Below are 24,065 nucleotides of genomic sequence, written 5' to 3' on the forward strand. Positions count from 1 at the left end.
CCAGGGCACGGGCGGCGCTCGGGCGGCTCTAAGTGCGGCGGACGGCCAGGATGGCCACGTCGTCGCCGAGGGGGGTGTCGCTGAAGTCGCGGGCCGCCTCCAGCAGGTGCCGGCACAGCTCGCTGGGATCCAGCAGCGGCTCGTGGCGCAACAGCATCGCCACGGCCTCCTCCCCGAATTGATCGTCGCCTCGGCGCGCCTCAATGAGGCCATCGGTGTAGAGGACCGCCATGTCGCCCCGCATCAGGGGGATCTCGCGGCTGAAGTAGCCGCTGGACTGCTCCAGCATGAGCAACGGTCCGGTGGCGCTGAGCGGCAGCACCTCGCGCTGGTGCCAGAGCCACGCCGTGGGGTGCCCGGCGGAGGCGTAGCGCAGCGTCCCGGCGCCCGTGTCGAAGACGATTACGACCAGGGAGATGAACTCCTCGCTGCGTTCGACGTTGAAAATCTGCCGGTTGAGCTCCTCCACGGCCTGGGCGGGGTCGCGGAACTGCCGCAGGAACACCCGCATGAGGTACTTCGCCTGGAAGGCCGTGATGGAGGACTCGATCCCCTTGCCGGCCACGTCGCCGATGACCGCAGCCAGGCGGCCCGGCGTGACCTCGAACACGTCGAAGAAGTCGCCCGCCATGAGGCCCGAACCCGCCAGGTAGACCTGCCCGACGGCGAACCCCTCGAAGCTGGCCAGATCCTCCGGGGCGAGCCGGCCCGCCCAGGCCCGTGGCGCCAGTTCCTCCTGCGCCAGCGCCTCCTGGGCGCGGCGCTCGATGTCGAAACGCTCCCGGGCCATGCGGAACTCGCTGCCCGACTTGCGCCCCCACATCATGGTCAGTGCCGCCGGCACCCCGACGACCAGCATGAGCACGGTCCAGAACTCGGTGTCGGTGGTGACCAGGAATATCGCGATGATCGCCAGCAGGAGATACAGCGAGGCGGCGTGCAGGTCCCGCAGGAAGCCGGACCGCGCCAGGGCCTCCGCGGCGTGGGTCTCCTCCTGGTCGGCGGCACCGTCGGGCTCGGTGGAGTCCTCGGACCCCTCGGCCTCGCGGCGGCTCGCCATGGCCACGCGGACCTGCTGGTAGAAGCGCCACCGGTAGCGGGCGATGCGTCCCCAGCTGAAGCTGGCCACGAAGCAGAGCGCCGCGGTGATGCCGAGGATGATCTCCTGCACGGACCCCGAATCTACTCGCCGCCTGTCACCGGGCCGTTCCCCGCCGGCTGAGCGTGCTCAGCGGAATCGCACGTGGAACTTGACCGGCACCGAGCCCAGGTCGAACGCCTCGGCGAGCCGCCGCTGCAGGTAGCGCAGGTAGGTGGGCGGCAAGCGCCGGTTCACGAAGAGGATGAAGGTGGGCGGATCGGTCGCCCCCTGGACGGCGTACAGCACGCGGGCGCCGCCGGGCGCGGCGTGCGCAGCCTGCGCCTCGCGAATCGCCCGGTTCACGGCCCGGGTGGGGATGCGCCGCCGGTACTGCTCCACGGTGCCGCCGAGGTTCTCCAGGATGCGGTTCACGCCCCGCCCGGTGTGGGCGGAGACGCCGAGCGTCGGCGAACCGCTGAGGAACCCCAGCCGGTCGCTCACCTGCTCGCGGATCGCACGCCGCTGGCTCTCCTCGAGCAGGTCCCACTTGTTCAGCAGCAGCAGGATGGGGCAGCCGGCGCCGTCGATCCGCTCGGCGAGACGCTGGTCCTGATGGGTCACCCCCTGAGTGGCGTCGACCATCAGCAGCACCACGTCAGCCCTGTCCACGGACCGCAGGGCGCGCAGCATGGCGTAGTACTCGGTGTCCTCGTCGATACGGCTGCGACGCCGCAGGCCGGCCGTGTCGACGAGGCGCAGCTGCCCCAGCGGTGTCTGCACCAGCGTGTCCACGGAGTCGCGGGTGGTGCCGGGCATGTCGTGGGTCACCGAGCGCTCCTCGCCGGCGAGGCGGTTGAACAGCGTGGACTTCCCGACATTGGGTCGCCCCACGATCGCCACCGACACGGCGGTGGTGTCGTCAGTGGGCGCGCCGGCCCTCTGATCGCCGCCTTCGGTGGCGGCGCCGGGGGTATCTGGCAGGCCCGCCACGACAGTGTCGAGCAGGTCGGCGCAGCCGCGCCCGTGCAGCGCGCTGATGGGGTGGGGGTCGCCCAGACCGAGCGTCACGAACTCCCAGATGAGAGGCTCTCGACCCTCGTCGTCCACCTTGTTGACCGCCACCAGCACCGACCCGCTGCGCTGCCACAGCAGTTGCGCGGTGGCCAGGTCGGGGTCGGTCACGCCGGTGGTCACGTCGGTCACCAGGACGGCCACGTCTGCCTCGAGCATGGCCCGGGCGCTCTGGGCGGACACTTTGCGATCCAGGGCGGCCGTTTCGCCGCCGCCCTCGGGCTGCCAACCGCCGGTGTCCACCACCACGAACGGCCGCCCCAGCCACGTCGCGGTCCATTCCTTGCGGTCGCGGGTCACCCCGGGACGCTCCTCCACGATGGCGTCGCGCCTGCCGATGATCCGGTTCACCAGCGTGGACTTGCCGACGTTGGGGCGTCCCACCACCGCCACCGTCGGCAGGGCCGAGCGCGCCCCGTCGCCGGCGGCGCCGGTCTCGACTGCGGTGGCGGGTTCATCGGGCATCCAGCGCGCTCCGCAAGGCGATGCCGTCGGTCTCGGTGATCTCCACCGCCCGGGGCAGGTCGGCGATCGAGAGCCCGTCCAGGAAAAGCCCGTTCGAGAGGCAGACATCGGGCAGCAGGTAGCGGCCGTCGGGCGGCTGCTCCGCCAGCACTCGGGCCACATCGGCGCCCACCATCAGCCCGGTGACGCCGATGTTGCCCCCGAAGAAGCGGTTCTCCACGGTGAGCAGCCGCACGTCGTCGTAGCCGGAGGAGGCCAGCATCGGCCCCAGCACCGCCGCCCCCAACTCGCCGGTCAGCACCGCCGTGGCCCCCCGGCGCCGCAACGCCACCGCTGTGGCGGTCGCCTGCCGCCCCGCCCCGTCACCGCCCGACTCTGCGGACGTCCCGTCGCAGCCGCGGCGCGGCGCCCGGTAGCCGGCCGCCGGTGCCCCGTCCACCCAGGCGAAGAAGCCGGACTGGACCCCGGTGGGCTCGCCGGCGCGCCCGGCGAACTCCTCGGTGAAATTGCGGGCGATGCCGATGCCGTCCTCGTGCATCTCGAAGCCCTCGTAGTGCTCCGCCGGTGGCAGCCGGCGCTCCGCCAGCAGGTAGTACTCGTCGGCCGCGAACACCATGCGGCGCCCCAGCACCGACCGGAAGACGTCCTGCCAGGCCTCGGTGGCGTCGAGCACCGCTTCGGCCTCGGCGACGGTGTGGGGGCGCAGCCTTCCGGTCGGGGCGTGGCGGCTCACCCCGAGGGGCACGACGCACAGGCCGCGCAACTCGGCGTAGGACTCCAGCACGCCGCAGAAGGTGTCCTCCAGCCAGGCGCCGTCGTTGACCCCCGGACACACCACCACCTGCCCGTACACCTCCACGCCGGCAGCGAGCAGCAGCCGCAGCCAGCGAAGGCTGGTGGCCCCCCGGCGGTTGCGCAGCATCTCGGCCCGCAGCTCACCGTCGGTGGCGTGGATGCTCACGAACAGCGGTGAGAGCCCCTCGGTGAGGACCCGCTCGAAGTCGGCCTCGGTGAAGCGGGTGAGCGTCGTGAAGTTCCCGTACAGGAACGACAGCCGGTAGTCGTCGTCCTTCAGGTACAGGCTGGTGCGCATGCCGGCCGGAAGCTGGTAGATGAAGCAGAACTCGCAGTGGTTGTCACAGGTGCGTACCTGGTCGAACAGAGCCGAGTGGACCTCCAGACCCAGCGGGGCTCCGGCCGCCTTGTCGATCTCCACGCTGAACTGCAGGCCGCCGCGATCAACCTCGACTTCAACGAGAGGTTCATCGGTGAGGCTGCGGTACTCCAGCACGTCACGGGGCGAGGTGCCGTTCAACGAGACCAGCTCGTCGCCGACGGCCAGCCCCGCCAGCGCCGCCGGGCCCGACGGTTCCAGAGCGACGACACGGGGGCGGGCCATCGCAGAATCCTACCGCCGCACCCCGTGGGGCCTTGACCGCCCAACCACCGCCATCCGGCTCGGTGGGCCCCTCCTCGTTCATTCCAACGCCCCTCCCCGTCATTCCGGCGAAGGCCGGAATCCAGAGCATCAGGGGGTCCGGGCAGAAGACGTCAGGGCAACGCGTCGGCTGCCGCGGGTAGCCTTGGGCCGATGGCTGTGGAGAAGGTCCTGCTGGCTTCACCGCGCGGCTTCTGCGCGGGTGTGGAGATGGCCATCAAGGCTCTGGCTGTCATGGTCAGCGCCTTCGAGCCGCCGGTCTACTGCTACCACGAGATCGTCCACAACAAGCTGGTCGTGAAGCAGTTCGAGGCGCTCGGGGTGATCTTCGTGGACGACATCGCGGAGGTTCCACCGGGTGCCCCGCTGATGCTGAGCGCCCACGGGTCAGCTCCCGAGGTCCAGGCCGCGGCCTACGAGCGCGGCGGCTACGTGGTGGATTCGGTCTGCCCGCTGGTGACCAAGGTGCACCACGAGGTGCGGGTGCGCGCCGGCAAGGGTTACCGCATCGTGTACGTCGGCCACGAGGGACACGAGGAGGCCGTGGGGACGATGGCGGTGGCGCCCGAGGCGATCCACCGCGTGGAGTCCGTCGAGGACGTGGCCGCGTTGGAGGACTTCGCCGAGCCGGTCGCCCTGCTGGCCCAGACCACCCTCAGCCACCGGGACTGGGCCGAGGTGGCCGACGCCGCACGGGAGCGCTTCCCCGACATGTGGACGCCCGGGCGCAGCGACCTCTGCTTCGCCACCACGAATCGTCAGGCCGCCCTCGCCGCCATCGCTGAGCGCTGCGACGCCTTCGTCATCGTGGGTTCGGCCAACTCCTCCAACACGCTGGCGCTCGAACGCGTGGCCAACGACATGGGATGTCCCCGTGTGCTGCGCGTCAACCGCGCCGCGGAGTTGCCCGACGATCTCGGCGGCACCGTCGGGCTCACCGCCGGCGCGTCGGCCCCCGAGGAGTTGGTCAACGAGGTGCTCGAGCGACTGGCGCCTCGCCACGGCACCGAGGAGATCAGCGTCACGACGGAGGACGAGTACTTCCCGCCTCCCCGCCAACTGCGTGAACTGCTGGGCGTCATCACCGGTTTCGCAGCCGCCAGCCTCGGCGCCGAACCACCCGACGGCATCGGCGCCGACCGACTCGTAGAGGCCAGCTCAGTCCTCCACTGACCCCCGCCGGACCGGCACGCGCCGGACCGCAGGGCCGGACGTCAGTCGTCGTCCGGCTGGTGAGGCGGGTTCGGCGTGCCGGCCCAGACTTGGGCCTCGTCGAAGAGTTGCTGGAGGATCGCCCGCAGTTCGGCGCTGGCCTCGGCTCGCTGGGCTGCGGTGACCGTGCGCCTTCCCTCGGCGGGTGCCGGCGGCGGTATCGGCTCACCGAAGATGAAGCGAACCCTCACGAAGCGCGGCAGCAGCGCCCCCTTGGGCATGGCGTGCTCCGATCCGCCGATGCCCACCGGCAGGATCGGCGCCCCGGTCATGACCGACAGCCACACAGGGCCGTCGAACAGCGGCTGCACCCGCGGTCCGGACTTGCGCTCGCCCTCGGGGAAGACCACGAGGGGCTCGCCCCGGCGCAGCACCTCCCGGGCGCAGCGCAGCGCCCGGCGGTCCACGCGGTCCCGCTCGGTCGGGAATCCGCCGATGGCGGTCAGCATCCATGTCCACGAGGGGCTCTTGAACAGCGAGCTCTTGGCCATGTAGTTGAGCCGCCGGGGCGCCACCGCCCCGATGAGAGGCGTGTCCAGGTTCGACCGGTGGCCGGCCGGCGCCAGGATCACCGGCCCATCGGGCATCCGCCGGTGGTTGCGCCGGCGCATCCGCAGGTAGGTCCTGCCGAACACGATCAGGGCGAACCTGAAGAAGTAGTACAGCAGGTTTCCCCACACCGACGGCTTCTTGCCGAACGCAATCCCCCCGTGGCGCGGGTCGTCCGACGGGACCGGCACGAACGGCTTCTCCGCGCCAGTGCTCACTGCTTACCTCCTCCTCGATGAGATGTGTCGCCCCGGGATGGACTCCGGCCCTGGATCGAGTCCAGGGCAGGCTTTCCGCCGGAATGACGGGGCTGGGGCGGGACGGGACGGGTTCATGGGATCGACTCGATCATGCCCATGATCTCGGTGACGACCTCTCCGACGGAGCGGTCTGTCGTGTCGATCTCGCGAACCCCCTCGGCGAGTTGCAACGGTGCGTAGGCGCGCGTGCTGTCCCGATGATCGCGCTCGCGGAGCGCTGCCTGCACGGCCGCCTCGCTGGCGCCGGACTCCCCCGATCTCCGCCGCGCCCGCACGGCTGCGTCGGCGTACAGGTAGACCCGCACGTCGGCCTCGGGCAGCACCACGGTGGTGATATCGCGCCCCTCCATGACGCAGCCGGCACGGGCTGCGGCCCAGGCCTGCTGGCGGGCCACCATGACGGCGCGCACTGCCGGGTTGGCGGCCACGGTGCTGACCGACTCGGTCACCGCCGTGCCTCTGATCTCCTCGCTGACGTCGCGCCCCCCGAGGCGCGCCGCACTGCCCGCGATCTCGATGCGGTCCACCACCTCGCGGGCCACCGCCGCCACCGCCTCGCCGGCGGCGGGGTCCACACCCCGCCGCAGCACCGCTGCCGCCACCGCCCGGTACATGGCGCCGGTGTCGAGACACTCCACCCCCAGGGCGTCGGCCACGGCCCGCGCCACCGACGTCTTGCCCGCCCCGCCGGGACCGTCGATCGCCACTCGGACCGGCCGGTTCACGACGCCCGGCACCTCGCCAGGTCCTCGACGAATCCGGGGTAGCTGGTGGCCACCGAGCGCCAGCCCGAAATGATCGTCTCCTCGCCGGCGGCGGCGAGTGCCCCGATGCAGAACGCCATGGCGATGCGGTGATCGCCGGCTGCGTCGACGCGACCGGCCCGCAGTTGCGCCCCGCCGTGCACGAGCAGCATGTCGCCATCCACCTCGGCGGGCGCACCGAGCGCCGCCAGACCCGCCAGCACGCTGCGCAGCCGGTCGCTCTCCTTGTGGCGCAGCTCGCCGGCTCCTTCGAAGCAACTCGGCCCGTCGGCGACGGCCGCCGCGACCGCCAGGACGGGGATCTCGTCGATCAGATCGGGCACCTCTGCCGCCGCCACGGTCACCCCCCGCAGGGGACCGGACCGGCACGTCAGGTGCACCCGCCGGTCGCCGGCAGGTACCGCCGAGAGGTCGGCGCCCATGCGCTGAAGCACCCGCAGGTAGCCGTCGCGGCCCTGCCCCCGGTACACGTCGCGCACGGTGATCTCGCTGCCGGGCACCAGCGCCGCGCCCACCATCCAGAACGCGGCCGCCGAGGGGTCGCCGGGCACGGCGAGGTCGAACGGCTCCGGCCGCGAGGCCCGCACGGCCACCTCGCCGCCGGCGACGCGCACATCGGCGCCGAACGCCGCCAGCATCTCCTCGGTGTGGGCACGGGTCGCGACGGGCTCGCGCACGACCGTCTCACCGTCGGCGAACAGCCCGGCCAACAGCACGGCCCCCTTCACTTGGGCGCTGGCGACCGGCGGCTGCCAGTTGATGCCGCGCAGCCCGCCGCCGGTGATGCGCAGCGGCGCCCGCCGCCCGCCGTCGGCGCCGGTCACCTCGGCGCCCATGAGCCGCAGCGGTTCGGTCACCCGATCCATGGGTCGCCGGTTCACCGAGGCGTCGCCGCCCAAGACGGTCGTGAACGGGCAACCGGCTGCGATGCCCGACAGCAGGCGGATCGAGGTCCCGGAATTCCCGACGTCGATCGGGCGCCGTGGCTCCCGCATCTCCCCGCCGTGCACCGACAGGACGTCGCCCGAGGATTCCACGGCCACCCCCAGATCCCGCACCGCCGCGGCGGTGGCGCCCACGTCGGCGCCGTCGGAGAGCCCGGCGATCGACGAGACGCCGTCGGCGAGGGCGGCCATCAGCAGCGCCCGGTGCGAGATGGACTTGTCCCCCGGCACACGCAGCTCGCCCCGCAGCGGTCCGCCGGCCCGCACGGCCAGAACGTCGCCGTCGCCGCTGAGGCCTACCGGGCCCACGCTCAGAAACCCAGGTGCCGCACCGAGGAGGGATACCCGTCAGCTGCCAGGGCGGTCTGCAACCGCTCGGCCAGGTCGGCGGCCACCACCATGATGAGCACACCCCGGTCACCCTCGGTCGAGTGGGCGATCTCCAGGTCGTAGATGTTCACGTCGACCTCGGTGGCGAGCGTGGCGATGCGGGCGACCTCGCCCGGCCGGTCCTTCACGGGCACCCGCAGAACGGCCAGCTCGACGTCGGCGGGGATCCCCGAGGGCAGGTTGACTCGTGCGACGCGGGCCCGCTCCAGCAACGTGCGAAGCGTCTCGCGGTCGCCGCGCTCGACCACGTCGCGCATCTCCCCCAGCGCGTCGATGAGGCGTTCCAGCGAAGCGCAGATGGCGAGGCGGTTGGCGTCGCAGATGTCCAGCCAGATGTCGGAACCGCCGGCAGCCACCCGGGTCATGTCACGGAAGCCGCCGGCGGCGAGACGCTGCAGGACGGCCCGCTCGGCGGTCCGTTCATCGGCCAGGCACATCAGGGTGGCGGCGGTGAGGTGCGGCACATGCGACACCACCGATACCAGCATGTCGTGCAGGTCCGGCGACATGGTGACAGCTTCGGCGCCCAACTCGGCCACCACGGCGCGCACCGCTGCATAGGTCTCGTCCAGGGTCGCCACCCCCGGGGTCAGCACCCACACGGCGCCGCCGAACATGTCGGGCCGGGCGCCGGCGATGCCCACCTGCTCACTGCCGGCCATGGGGTGTCCGCCCACGAACCGCGGATGCTCCACGGCCTCGCAGATCGGTCCCTTCACGCTGCCCACGTCTGTTACGACGCCGTTGCCGGACTCGAGGGCCTCCCGGGCCAGCCCGGGTATCGCCGCGGCCGGCGTGGCCACGAAGGTCACATCGGCGTGCGGGTTGTGTCCGACCTCGTTCACCGCTCCGAGGCGCAGCGCCTGGCGCGCCCGCAGTTCGTCGATGTCCGAACCCGTCACCCACCAGCCCGCGGCGCGCAGCCCCAGGCCGATGGATCCCCCGATGAGGCCGATCCCGTGAATCTGGACGCTGCCGGTGTCGGCGGCGGCCGCTCCCAGGCCCATGCGTGCTCAGACGTCCAGGTCGGGGCGCAGTGAGGTCGCCGACCCCAGGTAGACGTGCTGCACCTCGTGGCGCTCCCGATCGGTGTAGAAGTGGATCAGCGTCCGGATCACGCCGGGGAGGGCACCCTCCACGTGCAGTTCCCGGGCGCACAGCAGCGGCACGTCGGCCAGCCCCAGCCGCTCACGCGCCGCCTGCGCGGGAAACGCCGAGTGGATGTCGTCGGTGGCGGTGAAGAAGATGCTGACGAGATCCTCGTTGGCAACGCCGTTGCGGGCGAAGGCCTCGCGCAGCAGCGCTTCGACCTGCGAGGCCACCTCTTCGGGTGTGTCCTCCGTGATGGCGACCGCTCCTCGCAGAGCTCGCAGATGGCGAGGCACGGCGGTGAATTCTACTGAACGCGCCGGCGCGGGCTCGCAGGTGGCCGCGGATTCACCTCGGCGGCCCATCTCCCGGCGCCGGACCGACGAGCGAGGACTCCAGGGCACGCAACTCGGTCCGTGTGAGTTCCCGCCACTCGCCGGGCCCCAGTTGCGGGTCGCGCAACGGGCCGATACGGGTGCGGACCAGGCGCGTCACCGTGAGCCCCACGGCACCGCACATGCGGCGCACCTGGCGGTTGCGGCCCTCGGTCAGGACGATGCGCAGAAGCCCCCGCTGCGGGCTGGAGACCCGCGCCGGCGCGGTGAGGCCGTCGGAGAGTTCCACCCCGCTGCGCAGGGCGCGCAGCGCACCGGCACTGACGCGGCCCTCCACGGCCACGAGGTACTCCTTCTCGCATCCCGTCGAGGGGTGTATGACCCGCCGCGCCAGATCCCCGTCGTTGGTCAGCAGCAGCAGCCCCTCGCTGTCCATGTCCAGGCGACCCACCGGGTAGACGCGCGGTTCAGCGGGCAGTCCGTCCAGCACCGTCGGGCGCCCCTGAGGATCCGAGGCGGTACTCACCACGCCGACGGGCTTGTTCAGCAGGTAGTTCACCAGGTCGCTGCGCAGGGCGATCACCGCGCCGTCCACTTCGACGACATCGACGTCGGCCCGCACACGTTGGCCGATCCGGGCCATCCGGCCGTTGACGCGGATCCGCCCCGCCCGGATCATCTCCTCGACGTGGCGGCGACTGGCGACCCCCGCCGCTGCCAGCACCTTCTGCAGCCGCTCGCCGCTGCCACCCGGCGCGGCGTCGCTCACGCCGGGCGGTCGGGCGCCGGCTGCTCCTCCCCCGGCTCGCCCCCCGCCGGCTCCTTTCCGGGCTGCTCCGCCGCATCCTCCGGCGACCGGATGTGCCGGGGCCGCTCGCCGCCGCGCAGTGTGGCGTCGAGCGCTTCGGTGACCGCGGCATCGGGCACGAAGTCGCCCAGTGGCGGCAGGTCGGCCAGCGAGTCCAGCCCCAGGCTCTCCAGGAACAGTCCGGTGGTCCCGAAGAGCACCGCGTTGCCGGGCCCGGGGTCGCGAGCCACCTCGGTGGCGAGGCCCCGCCGCTGCAGCGTGCGCACGACACCGTCCACGTTCACCCCGCGAACGGCGGCGATCTGCGCCCGCGAGACGGGCTGCTTGTAGGCGATGATGCCGAGCGTCTCCAGGGCCGCGCCCGACAGCCGGGTCGGCTCGCGGGCCAGCACGAAACGCTCCACGTACGGGGCGCAGTCGGGGTGGCTGGCGAACCGGTAGCCGCCGGCCACCCGCTCCAGCACGAAGCCACGTTCCGCACACGACTCGGCCAGGTCGGCGAGGGCGTCCTCCACACCGGCCACCGAGATCTCCAGCAGTTGCGCCAAGAGTTGCGGCGGGACCGGCTCGGTGGTGACCATCAGCACCGCCTCCAGCGCCCGGCGGCGCTCGGCGTCCATCAGGTCACGGTTTCGAGCACTCGCGGGGCGGGCATCGCCGCCTGCTCGCGCCACTCCACCACGATTCGCCCCAAGGGGCCGTCCTGGTGGAGTTCCACCCTGTTCTGCTTGAAGAGCTCCAGCAGCGCCAGGAAGTGGACCACCACCTCGCGGCGCCCGGGCAGCGCCTGGGTCAACTCGCCGAAGGTGGTGCGGCGGTGCGAGGGCAACCGCATCGCCAGGTCGGCGACCACGTCGCTCACCTGCAGCGTGTCGGCGGCCATGTGCGACAAGTCCACGGCGGGCGGCTCGGTTGCCTGCATCGCCCGGACGCAGGCGGTCGCCACATCGGAGGGCTCCACGTCGGCGAGCAGGTCCGGCAGCAGGTTGAGGTAGCGCGCCTCGGGTCCCACGGTGCGCGGCGAAGACAGCGCCGCCACGTCCGCCAAGCGCTGCAGGGCGGCGCCGGCCCGCCGGAACGTCTCGCATTCCAGCATGCGCGCCAGCAGCCGGTCGCGGCCATCGAGCAGGTCGGCCTCCTCGTTGATGCCGTCGGTGGCGGGCTCGGGGAGCAGCTTGCGGCTCTTGAGGTCCACGAGGGTGGAGGCCGTCAGCAGGAACTCGCTGGCGGAGGGAAGGTCGAGGGCCTCCATGCGGGCCACCTCGTCGAGAAAGTCCCGCACGAGGGGCGCCAGCGGGATGTCGCAGACGTCGATCTCGTGGCGCAGGACGAGGTGCATCAACAACTCGAGGGGCCCTTCGAACTGCGCGGTGCGCACCATCACAGCCATGCTCGGATTCTAGATGGCGGGCCTCTGCGGGCAGGGGACCGAACCCGGTCGCCGATCCCGCTGATCCGGTCCTCCGGCGGTATGACGCATGAGCCCCTCAGGCCACGGAACCCGGCGGCGGGGTTAGCCTTCCCGGCGTGCAGCGCGTCCTCTCCGGCATCCAGCCCAGCGGTGACGTCCATCTCGGCAACCTGCTGGGTGCCCTGCAGAACTGGGTGGCCGACCAGCACACCCACGAGTCGTTCCACCCCATCGTGGACCTGCACGCCGTGACCGTGCCCCAGGACCCCGCCGAGTTGCCGGCGGCCACGCTGCGCCTGGCGCAGATGCTGATGGCCGCCGGCCTCGACCCGGACATCTGCGTGCTGTTCGTGCAGAGTCACGTGCCCGAGCACACGCAACTGGCCTGGGTGCTGGAGTGCACCGCCGGCTTCGGCGAGCTGCGCCGCATGCACCAGTTCAAGGACAAGTCGGCCGACATGGACTTCGTGTGCGCGGGACTGTTCACCTACCCGGTGCTGCAGGCCGCCGACATCGTGCTGTACGACACCGACGTGGTGCCGGTGGGCGACGACCAGCGCCAGCACATCGAGTTGACCCGCGACATCGCCCAGCGCTTCAACGCCCGCTACGGCGAGGTGCTGGTGGTGCCCGAGCACCGCATCCCGCCGGCAGGCGCCCGCGTGATGGACCTGCAGGAGCCCACCCGCAAGATGTCGAAGTCCGCCGGCGAGGCGCCCGGCACCATCTGGCTGCTGGACGAGCCCGATACCGTGCGCCGCAAGATCCGCAGGGCGGTCACCGACAGCGAGGCGGAGGTGCGCTTCGACCGGGAGGCCAAGCCGGGCGTGTCGAACCTGCTGGAGATCCTGGGGGCAGCCACGGCACGCAGCCCGCAGGAGGTCGCCGCCGGCTACGACCGCTACGGCCGGTTGAAGAACGACTGCGCCGAGGCGGTGGTGGCGTTGCTGGCGCCCATCCAGCAGCGTTTCGCCGAACTGAGCGCCGACCCCGGCGAGACCCGGGCGGCGCTGGCGGCCGGGGCCGAGACCGCCGGTGGGATCGCCGCGGCCACCATGGGCCGCGTGCGGGAGGCGATGGGGTTCCTCCCCCGCCGCTGAACCCGCGGCCCATCGGCACCCCGGCTCCGGCCGGGCGCCGCGCTCAGGCGGGCGACGGGGCGCCGAGGCGGGCCCGGGGGTGGGCCTCGGCGTAGACGCGGAATAGCCGCTCGCGGGACACCGAGGTGTAGATCTGGGTGGTCGTCACCTTGGCGTGGCCGAGCAACTCCTGCACAACGCGGATGTCGGCACCGTTGTCCAGCAGGTGGGTGGCGAAGCTGTGGCGCAGCACGTGCGGCGCGAGAGCCGAGGTGATCCCCGCCGCCTCGCCGTGGTGGCGAACCAGTTGGTACACCCCCTGGCGGCTGAGCCGGCCGCCGCGCCGGTTCAGGAACACCGCCTCGGAGTCGGCTCGGGACGCCCAGCGCTCCGGCTCCATCTCGCCGCGCCCCACCGGCTCCAACCACTCCTCGAGGGCCGCCCGAGCCAGGCGCCCCAGCGGCGCCACCCGCTCCTTGGATCCTTTGCCGAGCACGCGCAGCGACGCCGAGGCCAGATCCACGTCGCCCAGCGACAGCCCCACCAGCTCCGAGACCCGCACGCCGGTGCCGTAGAGCGTCTCCAGCACCGCCCGGTCGCGCCGCGCCAGCGGCCCCCCGCCCGCCGGGGCAGCCACCAGCGCGGCCGCCTCCTCCTGGCTCAACGCCTTCGGCAGCCCGCGCGGCACCCGCGGCAAGTCCACGTTGGCCGTCGGGTCGTCGGACCGCAGTTCCTCCAGCACCAGCCAGCGGTGGAAGGTGCGCACCGTGGTGAGGCCCCTCTTCACGGTGGAGGACGCCAGCCCCAGGCCGAGGCGGGCCCGCACCCACGCCAGCACCCCGGCGTCGGTCACGTTGCGGTGATCCCAGCCGGCATCGGTGCCGAAGGCCAGGTAGCCGGCGAGATCACGGCGGTAGGCGTCGATGGTGTTGGCCGCACGGCCCTTGCTGAGGACCAGCCAGTCCAGGAATTCCTCGGCGTCGACCGGCAGCCACGGAGGGCTCACACCACCTCCACGGCCACCGCGGCGTCGTGGCTGAACTGCAGGCGCGGGTTGCGGCCCTCGACGCGGTCCAGCGCCGCGTCCATCAGGGCGGCGAACAGGGGCGCCGGGCGGTTGGGGCGGCTCTGGAACTCGGGATGGGCCTGGGTGCCGACCCAGAACGGGTGCCCTTCCAGCTCCACGAACTCCACCAGCAGGCCGTCGGGCGAGAGGCCCGAGCAGACCAGCCCGGCCGACTCCACCTGCTCCCGGTAGCCGGGGTTGAACTCGTAGCGGTGCCGGTGACGCTCCGACACCACCTCGCTGCCGTAGAACTCGGCCACACGGCTGCCGGGGCGCAGCTTCGCGACGTAGGAGCCCAGCCGCATGGTGCCGCCCTTGTGCGTCACTTTCCGCTGCTCCTCCATGAGGCAGATCACCGGATGCGGCGTGCGGGAATCGAATTCGGTGGAGTGCGCCCCGGCCAGCCCCAGGACGTTGCGGGCGAACTCCACGGTCATGACCTGCATGCCCAGGCACAGCCCCAGACACGGGATGCCCCGTTCCCGGGCGTAGGAGGCGGCGGCGATCTTGCCCTCGATGCCCCGCGAGCCGAACCCGCCGGGGATGACGATGCCCTCCAGGTCCGCCAGGCGGCGCGAAGTCAGCAGGCCTTCCACCTCCTCGGCGGGGATCCAGTCGATCTCCACCCTGGCGCCCCGCGAGCAGGCGGCGTGGCGCAGCGCCTCGGCCACCGAGAGGTAGGCGTCGATGAGGCGCACGTACTTGCCCACGACCCCGATGCGCACCACGTTGGCGGCGTTGTGGGTGCGCTCGCTGAGCAACTGCCAACTGCTCAGGTCGGGCTCGCTGTCGAATCCCAGCAGATCGCCCACAACACCGTCGAGGTTCTCGTCGTGCAGCACTAGGGGCAGGTCGTAGATGCTGTCGGCGTCGGCGGCGTTCGCCACCGCCGATATCGGGACGTCGCACAGGTTGGAGATCTTGCGCTTCAAGTCGTCGGAGATGGGGGTGTCGCTGCGACAGACGATCACGTCGGGCTGGATGCCGCGGCTGCGCAGCTCGGTGACCGAGTGCTGGGTGGGCTTGGTCTTGTGCTCCCCGGTGGGGCCGATGAGCGGCACCAGGGTGACGTGCACGTAGCACACGTTGCGGCGGCCCACGTCGAGGCGGATCTGGCGGACGGCCTCCAGGAACGGGAGGATCTCGATGTCGCCGACGGTGCCGCCGATCTCGGTGATGGCCACGTCGGTGTCGGGGCGGGCCACCCCCAGAATGCGCCGCTTGATCTCGTCGGTGATGTGCGGGATGACCTGCACGGTGCCGCCGAGGTAGTCGCCGCGCCGCTCTGCCTCCAGCACCGCCGAGTAGATCGACCCGGTCGTGGCGTTGGAGTCCTGGGTGAGGTTCTCGTCGATGAACCGCTCGTAGTGGCCGAGATCCAGGTCGGTCTCGCCGCCGTCGGTGGTGACGAACACCTCACCGTGCTCGAAGGGGTTCATGGTGCCGGGATCCACGTTGATGTACGGATCCAGCTTCTGCATCGTCACCCGCAGGCCACGCGCCTTCAGCAGTGCACCCAGGGAGGAGGCGGTCAGACCCTTGCCGAGCGAACTCGCCACGCCGCCCGTCACGAAGATGTGCTTCGTCACGGGATGCCAGCTTACTTCAGACCCGGCCCCGATGGCGGCGCCGCCCGGCATCGATCTCCTGCGTGCAGGCCGGGAGGCAAGGGGAAGGGGGCGAATACTACGCTGGCGGAGACGCCCAGCGGCTATCAGCGTTGCCAGATATAAGGAAAGTGGCTAACATTGTCTGATAGCCAGAGACAGGATGTGATGTGTGTGACAGAAACACTCACCCACAACGACCTCGACGTCGACGACCTCGACGCGCTGTACCCCGCGGGCGAGCCATTGCCTGAATCCCGACCCCATCGACGCGTCCGTGACAACGCAGCATCTGTGCTGGAGCAGCGCTTCGACAGTCGCGGCGACATCCTCGTCGCTTCCAACCTCAACCTCTACTACCGCGAGGGCGACCCCGCCGCGGTGATCGAACCCGATGTGCTCGTCGTCGCCGGCGTCGCCGCGGCGCAACTCCAGGACATTCAGAGTTACCGCACCTTCCAGCACGGCGGCTCACTGCTGTTCGTCCTCGAAGTCGCCTCCAAGGACACCGCAAGCGCCGACCGGGGGCGCAAACGCGCCACCTACGCCTCCATCGGCGTCGCCGAGTACTGGCGCGTCGACCCCACCGGCGGCGAACTCCACCCCGAGATCCTCCAAGGCGAACGGCTGCACGACGGCCACTGGACGCCCATCGCCGTGACCGTCGACGGCGCCGGAACCGAGCGCGGCCACAGCACCGCCCTCGACCTCGACATCGCCTGGCGCGACGACGAGTTGCTCTTCCACCTCCCCGGCAGCGACCAACCACTCAACAACCTTGCCCGCGCCGAGACCGCCCGCCGGCGAGCCGAGGCCGAGGCAGCGGCGCAGGCGGCAGAGGCAGCGGCGCAGGCGGCAGAGGTCGCGCGGCTGAAGGAACTGCTGCGCCGCCACGGCTCCCCCGAGGCCGGCCGAGCCCCGGACCCACCCGGGTAGCAACAAGCAACACCGACCTGCCGCCAGGGGACGCGGAACATCTGGCCGTGGGGCGAGTCAGTTCGGCCGCCGGATTCCGGCCGGGTCGGTTGTCAGCCAGGGATCCTCTCGCGACGCTCGGTCGCCGCGCGGGCGAGCAGCTCGGCGGCGTGCTCGCGGGCCGAGCCGCTGTGGGGCGAGCCGGACAGCATGCGGGCCAACTCCACCAGCCGGCCGCCATCGTCGAGTGGCTGCGCCGTGATCCGCGCCTCGGAGCCGTCGTCGATCTTCTCGAGGCTCACATGGGCGTCGGCGTGGGCCGCCACCTGCGGCAGGTGGGTGACCACGAGGGTCTGGCGATCGGTCGCCAGCCTGGCGAGAGCGCGTCCCACCGCGGTGCCCGCCTCGCCGCCGATTCCGGCGTCCACCTCGTCCAGCAGCACCGTCGGCGGCGCGGCCAGCAGCACCACATGCAGCGCCAGCATCGCCCGGGAGAGTTCCCCTCCCGACGCCACCTGCGCCAGCGGGGCCGGCGAGGCGCCCGAGTTCACCGCCAGCAAGTAGTCGATGTCATCGCCGGGATCTGCGCCGACGCGTAGCTGCAAGGAGGCGTTGGGCATCGCCAGCTGCTGCAGCTCGGCGGTCACTGCCTGCGCCAATGCGGGGGCGGCACGGCGGCGGCCCTCTCCCAGACGTGCCGCCTCGGCGCGCTCTCGCTCCCGCGCTTCCTCCAGGTCGGCCCCCAGCCGTGCGGCAACTCCCTCGGCATCCTGCAAATCCTCCAGCCGGCGGCGCGCCTCGGCGGCGAAGGCCATCACGTCGGCCAGGGTGGCGCCGTAACGGCGGCGCAGCCCGGCGAGCAGGGCGCGGCGCTCGACGACCTCCGCCAGCCGCACCGGATCCTCTCTGACCTCCTCCGCCAGTCTGCGGAGTTCGGCGGCCACGTCGCCGGCCTCCTCGGCCAAGTGGCGGAGCCTGCCGGCCACGGTGTCCAACGGCTCGAAGCGGTCGATTTGACTCTGGGCCTCCCCCAGGGCCTCCCCGCCGGGGCCGTCGGCGCCGAGCAGGTAGGCGGCTCCCGCGGCGGCCTCGCGGATGGCCGCCGCTTCGGTCAGCAGCCGCTCGGTCGCTTCGAGGTGCTGCTCCTCGTCGGGGTCGCTGAGGCCGGCGGCGTCGAGGGTGGCCACCTGATGCTCCAAGACGTCCAGCTCGCGGGCGCGTGCCCGCTCGTCGCCGCCGAGCGCCGCCAGCCGTCCGCTCAGCTCGGCGCAGCGCCGACGCGCCTCGGCCAGCGGGGCTGTGTCGAGGTCGGCGAACCGGTCGAGCGCGTCGAGCCGCATCGCAGGGCGCAGCAGAGCTTGATGGTTGTGCTGGCTGCAGATGTCCACCCTGCCGCCGACGGCTTCCTGCAGGGCGCTCACCGAGGCCAGATGCCCGTCGAGGTAGGCGCGGGCGCGACCGCCCGTGGGCACAACCCTGCGCACCACCAACTCCGCACCGTCGCCGTCCACGAAGCGCCCCTCCACCTCCGCCTCGGTGGCGCCGCGGCGGACCAGCCCCGGACTTGCCCGCCCCCCTGCCAGCAGCCCGACCGCCTGGGTCAGCAGCGTCTTGCCGGCGCCGGTCTCGCCGGTGAGCACCGTCATGCCGCCCTCGAATTCGAGGGCCATCTCGTCGATCAGCACCATGTTGCGGACGACGAGGTCGGTCAGCATGCCGGGCCCCCGGTGCGGGCTGCGCCCCTCTTCCTCTGGTGCACGTGCTCTCCCCGCGGTCTCTTACGTCGCTGCGGGCGGTGCGCAGCGGCGGCTCAACGGTTTCCGAGGCCGAACTTGGCCTTCAGGATGTCATCGAAGTGACGGTGATCGAAGCTCACCAAGCGGGCCGGGCGGTCCGAGGCGGTGCACTCCACGGTGCCGCCGGGGTGCAGCACCCGGCAGACGTCGCCGTCGACCGACAGCGCAGCAGGGTGCTCGGACTCCACGTCGATGCGCAGCGTGGTGTCCGGCGGCAGCACCAGCGAGCGGTCGAACAGCGAGTGCGGCGACACGGGCGTCACGACGAGCGCCTGATGCGTGGGGGCCAGGATAGGGCCCCGCACGCTCAGCGAGTACGCCGTTGACCCTGTGGGCGACGCCACGATGAGGCCGTCGGCCCGGTAGGTGGTGAAGTGGCGGCCGTCGACGCTGAGGCTGAGACGCACGCTGCGCCCCCGGTCCAACTTCTCCACGACGGCCTCGTTCAGTGCCGCCAGCGGCGTCCCGGCGGCGTCGCTGCCTGCGGTGGACACCCGCACCGCCAGGCGCATCCGCTCGATGATGCCGAACTCTCCGGCCAGCCAGCGGTCGATGGCTGAGCGGGCGTCGCCGGGCTCTACCTCGGCCAGGTACGCGAGCTCCCCGAAGTTGACGCCCAGCACCGCCGCGCCGGCGTCGGCCGCCAGGCGGACCGCTCGCAGGATGCTGCCGTCGCCGCCGAGGCTCACCACCAGGTCCGCCTCGCCGACATCGGCGTCGGCGCAGGCCAGTTCGGGCAGGTCGGCCGAATGGGCGTCGGGGCCCGGCAGCCCCACCTCGTGACCCTCGGCCGCCAGCCAGCCGGCCAGCTCCTGCGCCAGCAGGCGCGCCGGGGGGCGCCGCGGATGCACGACGAGAGCGAAACGAGCCACATGCTCAGACTACGAGACTGCCGAGCAATGCTGCGGCCCGCCTACCTGAGTCACACCCCCTGCTCACTCCGGTCCAAAGCCTCCTGCACCACAGCGTCCACGGCACCGCCGAACGTCGGTGCCGACGCCGCCGCCGGCGGGGCGCTCTCGTCCACCGGCGGCTTGCGGCAATGCAGGAAGAACTCGGCGTTGCCCTCTGCGCCGGGAGGTTCGGCGAGCACCACCGCCCGGGGCAGCAGACCGGCGACGACGGCGGACTGTGCGACTTCGGTGAGCGTGCACCGCCACACCGCCGGGGAGCGAATCACGCCGCGGCCCTTCGACGCCTCCCGCCTGCCGGCTTCGAACTGCGGCTTCACCAGCATCAGCAGGTCGCCGCCCGGCGAGACGAGGGCGGCCAGCCGCTCCATCACAAGGCGCAGGCCGATGAACGACAGGTCCACGGTCACCAGTTCGGCCGGTCCGCCAGCGTCGCCGGGTCGGAGGTGGCGGACGTTGACGCCCTCCAGGTTGCGCACCTGCGGGGCCGACCGCAGCCGCTCGTGCAGCTGTGCCCGGCCGACGTCGACGGCCACGACATGCGCCGCGCCCCGCTGCAGGAGGCAGTCGGTGAACCCGCCGATGGAGGCCCCCACGTCGATACAGCGCTTCCCGGCGACCTCCAGCCCCAGCAACCCCAGTGCACCGTCGAGCTTCTCCCCGCCGCGGCTCACGAAGCGGCGGCGCCGCAACACCCCGAGGGCGTCGCCGGGGAGCACCGCCCGGGCGGCCCGCTCGGCCACCGCCCCGTTGACGGTGACGGCCCGTGCGTCGATGAGCCGGCGAGCCTCCTCGCGGCTCACCGCCAACTCGCGGCGCACCAGTTCGCTGTCGAGGCGGCGGCGCCTGCTGGAGTTCACCGCGCCGACCGGCTACTGGATTCCGGCCTCCGCCGGAATGACGGTAAGAGGCGCCGGAATGACGGTCAGAGGCGCCGGAATGACGGAAGGCACGACCTTCGGCACTAGCCGGCCACCTCCCCGAGCACGGCGTCGACTACGCCGGCGAGGTCCTCGGCGACGAGCCCCGGCGTCGGAGACACCGGCAGGTCGTCGTGCGAGGTGACGCCGGTCAGCACCAGGGCGAAGTCGAACCCCAGCGCCTCGGCGAGCAGACCGTCGCTGTCGGGCCGGTCACCGATCACGATGCCGGGCCCGGAGCCGAGGCGCTCCCGCACGGACGACACGGTGGCCTCGTTGGGCTTGCCGGCCAGCACCGGCTCGATCTCGGCCGCGGCGGCCACGGCCGCCAGGATCGCCCCGCCGCCGGCCTCGAGGCCGCCGGGTGTGGGATAGGTGGGATCGTGGTTCGTCCCGATGAGGCGCGCCCCGGCCCGCACCGCTCGCATCGCCCGCCCGCAGGCGGCATAGTCGAAGGTCGGATCCATCCCCACGACGACGGCGTCCACCACCCCCCCGGTCGGATCGCCCCCGCCGCCATCGTGAGCACCCGAGCCGTCCGAGGCGTAGCACGCCACGACGGCGCCGACACTCTCCACGGCCTCGGCAATGCCCTCGCCCCCGCAGACCATCACGCGATCATCCGGCGCCAGCAGCGACGCAGCCGCCACCGCCGAGGTCACGATCTCCACCGGCGGTCGCACCCCGCAGCGCACCAACCGCGCCCGCTGGCGCGCCACCGTGAGCCGCGACATGTTGGTCACGAACACGACACTGCACCCGGCGTCGACAAGCCGGTTCGCACCCTCCCCCGCTCCGGCGATGCAGTCATCACCGACCCACATGACCCCGTCCAGATCGATGACGAAGTTGCGTACAGCGGTCACGGGGGCAGCGGCTCAGACAGAAGCCGAGGGCGGGGTTGCCGGGGGCAAGCGCAGGCGTGCCATTTTCAGAGGCCGCCGGAGCGCCACCGGCGCCCCCGCCCGGACAGCCGCGAGATTGGCGCCCGATACTCGGCTCAGGCGACTTCCCAGGTGGCGCGGGAGCGGAGCAGGGCGTGCAGGTCGCCGGGCCCGCTGCGGTCCTGGGCGAACGCCAACTGCCGGGACACCTGCGAGGCGTACTCCGGCCCTTCGACCGCCCGGAACACCCCGATGGGCGTGGGCATGAACGCACCCGAGGAGAGGCGCGACAGGGCGAACGCTGGCGACGGGGTCTCCGCACGCTCGTCGTGTACCAGCAGGTTCTCCTCCCCCACGTCGGCCACCTCCACGATCTGCAGCTCGCCGCCGCGGTTCATGATCACGCCGCGTTCCCCCTCGGCGCCGAAGCGGATCGGCTCACCGTGCTGCAGCGGGATGAGCATGGAGGGGCGCTTGTCCTTCTTGGTGATCTCGGCGAACGCCCCGTCGTTGAACACGTTGCAGTTCTGGTAGACCTCCACGAAGGCGGCGCCGGCGTGCTCCCAGGCCCGCCGGAACATGTCCTGCATGTGGGTGCGGTCCATGTCGTGGGTGCGGGCCACGAAGGTGGCCTCGGCGCCGAGGGCCACGCTCAGGGGGTTGAGCGGCTCGTCCACCGAGCCGAGCGGTGTGGACTTGGTGACCTTGCCGATCTCGCTGGTCGGTGAGTACTGGCCCTTGGTGAGCCCGTAGATTTGATTGTTGAACAGCAGGATCTTGATGTTGACGTTGCGGCGCAGGCTGTGCAGCAGATGGTTGCCGCCGATCGACAGGATGTCGCCGTCGCCGCCGACGACCCACACGTCGAGGTCGGGGCGGCAGGTGGCCAGCCCGGTGGCCAGCGCCGGGGCACGCCCGTGAATGCCGTGCATGCCGTAGGTCTTCATGTAGTACGGGAAGCGGGCGGCGCAGCCGATGCCCGACACGAAGACCGTGTTCTCGGGACGAGCCCCCAACTGCGGCATCAGCAGCTGCATCGCCGACAGGATGGAGTAGTCCCCGCAGCCGGGACACCAGCGGGGTTCCTGGTCGCTGGTCCAGTCGGCTTTGGTCGTGGTCGGGCCGGTGGACATGTCAGTCGTCATCGACGGCTCCTGCGATGGCGGCGGCGATCTCGCTCGCCGTGAACGGCACACCCTCCACCTTGGTGATCGACTTCACGTCGATGAGGTAGCGGGATCGGACGATGGAGGCCAACTGCCCCAGGTTCATCTCCGGAACCAGCACGGTGCGATAGCGGCCCAGCAGGTCACCCAGGTCGGCGTGCAGCGGGTTGAGGTGCGTGAGGTGCAGGTGGTCGACGGCCGGGCCGCCGGCGCGCACTCGCCGCACCGCGCTGGTGACCGATCCCCACACCGACCCCCAGGACAGCACGGCCACGGTGGCCGGGCCGTCGCTGTCGAGCATCGTCGGGGGAATGTCCGCGGCGATGCCGTCCACCTTGGCGGCCCGCAATTCGGTCATGAGGCCGTGATTGGCGGGCGTGTAGGAGATGTTGCCCGTCACGTCCTCCTTCTCCAGGCCGCCGACGCGGTGCATGAGATCGGGCGTGCCGGGAACCGCCCACGGCCGGGCCAGGGTCTGAGGGTCGCGCTTGTACGGTTGGAAGACCGGGTTGCCCTCCTCGTCGGCGTCGTTGAACCGCGTGGTGAAATCGACGCTGATGTCGGGCAGGTCCTCGAGGTCGGGCAGGCGCCACGGCTCGGACCCGTTGGCCAGGTAGCCGTCGGAGAGCAGGATCACCGGGGTGCGGTACTTCAGGGCGATCCGCACCGCCTCGATGGCGGCGAAGAAGCACTGGGAGGGGCTGTAGGCGGCGACCACCGGCAGCGGGGCCTCGCCGTGGCGGCCGTACAGCGCCAGGTTGAGGTCCGAGGCCTCGGTCTTGGTGGGCAGGCCGGTGGAGGGGCCGCCGCGCTGGATGTCGATCACCAGGAGCGGCAGTTCGATGCTGAGGGCCAGGCCGATGGTCTCGGCCTTCAGCGCCAGGCCAGGGCCGCTGGTTGTGGTCACCCCGATGTGACCCCCGAACGACGCCCCCACCGCCGCGCAGGCCGCGGCGATCTCGTCCTCGGCCTGGAAGGTGCGCACGCCGAAGTTCTTGCGTCCCGAGAGCTCGTGCAGCACGTCGGAGGCCGGTGTGATGGGGTACGACGCCAGGAACAGGGGCAGCTTGGCCTGCTGGGCGGCGGCGATCAGTCCCCACGAGAGCGCCGTGTTGCCGTTGATGCTGGTGTAGGTGCCGGGCTCGAGTTCGGCGGGACGCACCTTGTAGGTGGCCTGGAACATCTCGGTGGTCTCGCCGAAGGCGTGGCCGGCCTTGAAGGCGGCCGCGTTCGCGGCCGCCACCAGGGGCCGCTTGCCGAACTTCACGTCGATCCAGTCCAGGGTGGGCTGCGTCGGCCGGTCGAAGAGCCAGCTCACCACGCCGAGCGCGAAGAAGTTCTTGCTGCGCTCGGCGTCGCGGGGCTTCACGCCGAGGTCCTTGCAGACCTGCTTGGTGAGACTGGTCATGGGGACCAGGTAGGTGGTGTAGTGGTCCAGCGTGCCGTCGCTGAGCGGGTCGTCGCTGTAGCCGGCCTTGTCGAGGTTGCGCTCCTGGAAGGCGTCGGAGTTGATGATGACGGTGCCGCCGATCTCGAGGCGGTCCAGCTCGCTGCGCAGCGCCGCCGGGTTCATGGCCACGAGCACCGTGGGAGCGTCGCCGGGAGTGGTGACGGTCTCGCTGGCGACCTGCACCTGGAACGCCGAGACGCCGTGCAGGGTGCCCGCCGGCGCCCTGATCTCGGCGGGAAAGTCCGGCAGCGTGGCGAGGTCGTTGCCGAACAGGGCGCTGGCACTGGTGAAGCGGTCGCCGGTGAGCTGCATGCCGTCGCCGGAGTCGCCGGCGAAACGGATGACCAGTCGATCCAGATCCTCGACGGTCCGCGGCGAAGGCTGTTGGGTGGCAGTGTCGGTCACGTGCGTTCCCTTGCGATTTGGGTCATCACCGGTCAGCGGCTGCGGGCGC

22 protein-coding genes are annotated in these 24,065 nt (G+C 71.7%); 3 read left to right on the top strand and 19 right to left on the bottom strand.

Translation table 11 applies throughout. The features are described from left to right. Positions 1 to 28 precede the first annotated feature (28 nt). The 3 genes from OXG55_12900 to OXG55_12910 are packed head-to-tail and all read right to left on the bottom strand — an operon-like array spanning position 29 to position 4,016. Positions 29 to 1,171, bottom strand: a complete 1,143-nt coding sequence (locus tag OXG55_12900; GenBank protein ID MCY4104135.1) for a PP2C family protein-serine/threonine phosphatase — start codon at positions 1,169 to 1,171, stop codon at positions 29 to 31. 57 nt (positions 1,172 to 1,228) lie between these two features. Next, positions 1,229 to 2,617 (bottom strand): ribosome biogenesis GTPase Der, encoded by a 1,389-nt coding sequence (gene der / locus OXG55_12905; protein ID MCY4104136.1) that lies wholly within the window; start codon positions 2,615 to 2,617, stop codon positions 1,229 to 1,231. After that, a complete protein-coding gene (locus OXG55_12910; protein MCY4104137.1) occupies positions 2,607 to 4,016 on the bottom strand; it encodes a DUF512 domain-containing protein in 1,410 nt (469 codons plus the stop codon). The genes der and OXG55_12910 overlap by 11 nt, the downstream gene beginning before the upstream one ends. Before the next feature lie 192 nt (positions 4,017 to 4,208). Here OXG55_12910 and ispH point away from each other — a divergent pair, with 192 nt between their 5' ends. Further along, positions 4,209 to 5,228 (top strand): 4-hydroxy-3-methylbut-2-enyl diphosphate reductase, encoded by a 1,020-nt coding sequence (gene ispH / locus OXG55_12915; GenBank protein ID MCY4104138.1) that lies wholly within the window; start codon positions 4,209 to 4,211, stop codon positions 5,226 to 5,228. Between the two features lie 41 nt (positions 5,229 to 5,269). Here the strand turns inward: ispH and OXG55_12920 are convergent, their stop codons facing one another. The 8 genes from OXG55_12920 to OXG55_12955 all read right to left on the bottom strand — a co-directional run bounded on the left by OXG55_12920 (position 5,270) and on the right by OXG55_12955 (position 11,796). Continuing rightward, positions 5,270 to 6,034: a lysophospholipid acyltransferase family protein gene (locus OXG55_12920; GenBank protein MCY4104139.1), complete on the bottom strand. Its 765-nt coding sequence runs from the start codon at positions 6,032 to 6,034 to the stop codon at positions 5,270 to 5,272. 113 nt (positions 6,035 to 6,147) lie between these two features. Beyond that, positions 6,148 to 6,813, bottom strand: coding sequence for a (d)CMP kinase (cmk, locus tag OXG55_12925; protein MCY4104140.1), 666 nt, complete (start codon positions 6,811 to 6,813; stop codon positions 6,148 to 6,150). Next, positions 6,798 to 8,093 (bottom strand): 3-phosphoshikimate 1-carboxyvinyltransferase, encoded by a 1,296-nt coding sequence (gene aroA / locus OXG55_12930; GenBank protein MCY4104141.1) that lies wholly within the window; start codon positions 8,091 to 8,093, stop codon positions 6,798 to 6,800. Before aroA ends, cmk begins: the two co-directional genes overlap by 16 nt. 2 nt (positions 8,094 to 8,095) lie before the next feature. After that, positions 8,096 to 9,181: a prephenate dehydrogenase/arogenate dehydrogenase family protein gene (locus tag OXG55_12935; GenBank protein MCY4104142.1), complete on the bottom strand. Its 1,086-nt coding sequence runs from the start codon at positions 9,179 to 9,181 to the stop codon at positions 8,096 to 8,098. Between the two features lie 6 nt (positions 9,182 to 9,187). Then, positions 9,188 to 9,559, bottom strand: coding sequence for a chorismate mutase (gene aroH / locus OXG55_12940; protein ID MCY4104143.1), 372 nt, complete (start codon positions 9,557 to 9,559; stop codon positions 9,188 to 9,190). Positions 9,560 to 9,611: 52 nt separating this feature from the next. After that, positions 9,612 to 10,367, bottom strand: a complete 756-nt coding sequence (locus tag OXG55_12945) for a pseudouridine synthase (protein ID MCY4104144.1) — start codon at positions 10,365 to 10,367, stop codon at positions 9,612 to 9,614. After that, entirely contained in the window at positions 10,364 to 11,026 is a 663-nt protein-coding gene (gene scpB / locus OXG55_12950; protein ID MCY4104145.1) for an SMC-Scp complex subunit ScpB, read from the bottom strand. Before scpB ends, OXG55_12945 begins: the two co-directional genes overlap by 4 nt. Continuing rightward, complete coding sequence (locus tag OXG55_12955; GenBank protein MCY4104146.1) at positions 11,026 to 11,796, bottom strand: ScpA family protein; 771 nt, start codon at positions 11,794 to 11,796, stop codon at positions 11,026 to 11,028. Before OXG55_12955 ends, scpB begins: the two co-directional genes overlap by 1 nt. Positions 11,797 to 11,933: 137 nt before the next feature. Between OXG55_12955 and trpS the strand changes: the two genes are divergently transcribed. Beyond that, a complete protein-coding gene (gene trpS, locus OXG55_12960; protein ID MCY4104147.1) occupies positions 11,934 to 12,917 on the top strand; it encodes a tryptophan--tRNA ligase in 984 nt (327 codons plus the stop codon). A 43-nt stretch (positions 12,918 to 12,960) separates the two neighbouring features. Here the strand turns inward: trpS and OXG55_12965 are convergent, their stop codons facing one another. Further along, positions 12,961 to 13,902 carry a tyrosine recombinase gene (locus OXG55_12965; GenBank protein ID MCY4104148.1) on the bottom strand — a complete coding sequence of 314 codons (942 nt, stop codon included), beginning with the start codon at positions 13,900 to 13,902 and terminating at the stop codon, positions 12,961 to 12,963. After that, entirely contained in the window at positions 13,899 to 15,551 is a 1,653-nt protein-coding gene (locus tag OXG55_12970) for a CTP synthase (protein MCY4104149.1), read from the bottom strand. Before OXG55_12970 ends, OXG55_12965 begins: the two co-directional genes overlap by 4 nt. 192 nt (positions 15,552 to 15,743) lie before the next feature. On the opposite strand from OXG55_12970, the gene OXG55_12975 reads away from it, so the two are divergent. Then, positions 15,744 to 16,505: a Uma2 family endonuclease gene (locus tag OXG55_12975; protein MCY4104150.1), complete on the top strand. Its 762-nt coding sequence runs from the start codon at positions 15,744 to 15,746 to the stop codon at positions 16,503 to 16,505. 92 nt (positions 16,506 to 16,597) lie between these two features. Here the strand turns inward: OXG55_12975 and OXG55_12980 are convergent, their stop codons facing one another. The 6 genes from OXG55_12980 to OXG55_13005 form a co-directional block, all read right to left on the bottom strand. Next, positions 16,598 to 18,199 carry a DNA repair protein RecN gene (locus tag OXG55_12980; GenBank protein MCY4104151.1) on the bottom strand — a complete coding sequence of 534 codons (1,602 nt, stop codon included), beginning with the start codon at positions 18,197 to 18,199 and terminating at the stop codon, positions 16,598 to 16,600. 95 nt (positions 18,200 to 18,294) lie between these two features. Continuing rightward, positions 18,295 to 19,152, bottom strand: a complete 858-nt coding sequence (locus OXG55_12985) for an NAD(+)/NADH kinase (protein MCY4104152.1) — start codon at positions 19,150 to 19,152, stop codon at positions 18,295 to 18,297. Between the two features lie 50 nt (positions 19,153 to 19,202). Beyond that, on the bottom strand, positions 19,203 to 20,051 hold the full coding sequence (locus tag OXG55_12990) for a TlyA family RNA methyltransferase (protein MCY4104153.1): 849 nt from the start codon (positions 20,049 to 20,051) through the stop codon (positions 19,203 to 19,205). A gap of 104 nt (positions 20,052 to 20,155) precedes the next feature. Then, positions 20,156 to 20,977 carry an HAD-IIA family hydrolase gene (locus OXG55_12995; GenBank protein ID MCY4104154.1) on the bottom strand — a complete coding sequence of 274 codons (822 nt, stop codon included), beginning with the start codon at positions 20,975 to 20,977 and terminating at the stop codon, positions 20,156 to 20,158. Positions 20,978 to 21,111: 134 nt separating this feature from the next. Beyond that, positions 21,112 to 22,140: a 2-oxoacid:ferredoxin oxidoreductase subunit beta gene (locus tag OXG55_13000; protein ID MCY4104155.1), complete on the bottom strand. Its 1,029-nt coding sequence runs from the start codon at positions 22,138 to 22,140 to the stop codon at positions 21,112 to 21,114. Next, complete coding sequence (locus tag OXG55_13005; GenBank protein ID MCY4104156.1) at positions 22,130 to 24,016, bottom strand: 2-oxoacid:acceptor oxidoreductase subunit alpha; 1,887 nt, start codon at positions 24,014 to 24,016, stop codon at positions 22,130 to 22,132. The genes OXG55_13000 and OXG55_13005 overlap by 11 nt, the downstream gene beginning before the upstream one ends. Positions 24,017 to 24,065: the final 49 nt, after the last annotated feature.

This window comes from bacterium (assembly GCA_026708055.1).
Lineage (GTDB): Bacteria > Actinomycetota > Acidimicrobiia > Acidimicrobiales > CATQHL01 > VXNF01.

Bases quoted from the DNA above. Each gene is read 5' to 3' on its own strand.
- der (MCY4104136.1), bottom strand. From the start codon at position 2,617: ATGCCCGATGAACCCGCCACCGCAGTCGAGACCGGCGCCGCCGGCGAC.
- OXG55_12910 (MCY4104137.1), bottom strand. From the start codon at position 4,016: ATGGCCCGCCCCCGTGTCGTCGCTCTGGAACCGTCGGGCCCGGCGGCG.
- ispH (MCY4104138.1), top strand. From the start codon at position 4,209: ATGGCTGTGGAGAAGGTCCTGCTGGCTTCACCGCGCGGCTTCTGCGCG.
- OXG55_12935 (MCY4104142.1), bottom strand. From the start codon at position 9,181: ATGGGCCTGGGAGCGGCCGCCGCCGACACCGGCAGCGTCCAGATTCAC.
- scpB (MCY4104145.1), bottom strand. From the start codon at position 11,026: ATGGACGCCGAGCGCCGCCGGGCGCTGGAGGCGGTGCTGATGGTCACC.
- OXG55_12955 (MCY4104146.1), bottom strand. From the start codon at position 11,796: ATGGCTGTGATGGTGCGCACCGCGCAGTTCGAAGGGCCCCTCGAGTTG.
- OXG55_12980 (MCY4104151.1), bottom strand. From the start codon at position 18,199: ATGCTGACCGACCTCGTCGTCCGCAACATGGTGCTGATCGACGAGATG.
- OXG55_13000 (MCY4104155.1), bottom strand. From the start codon at position 22,140: ATGACGACTGACATGTCCACCGGCCCGACCACGACCAAAGCCGACTGG.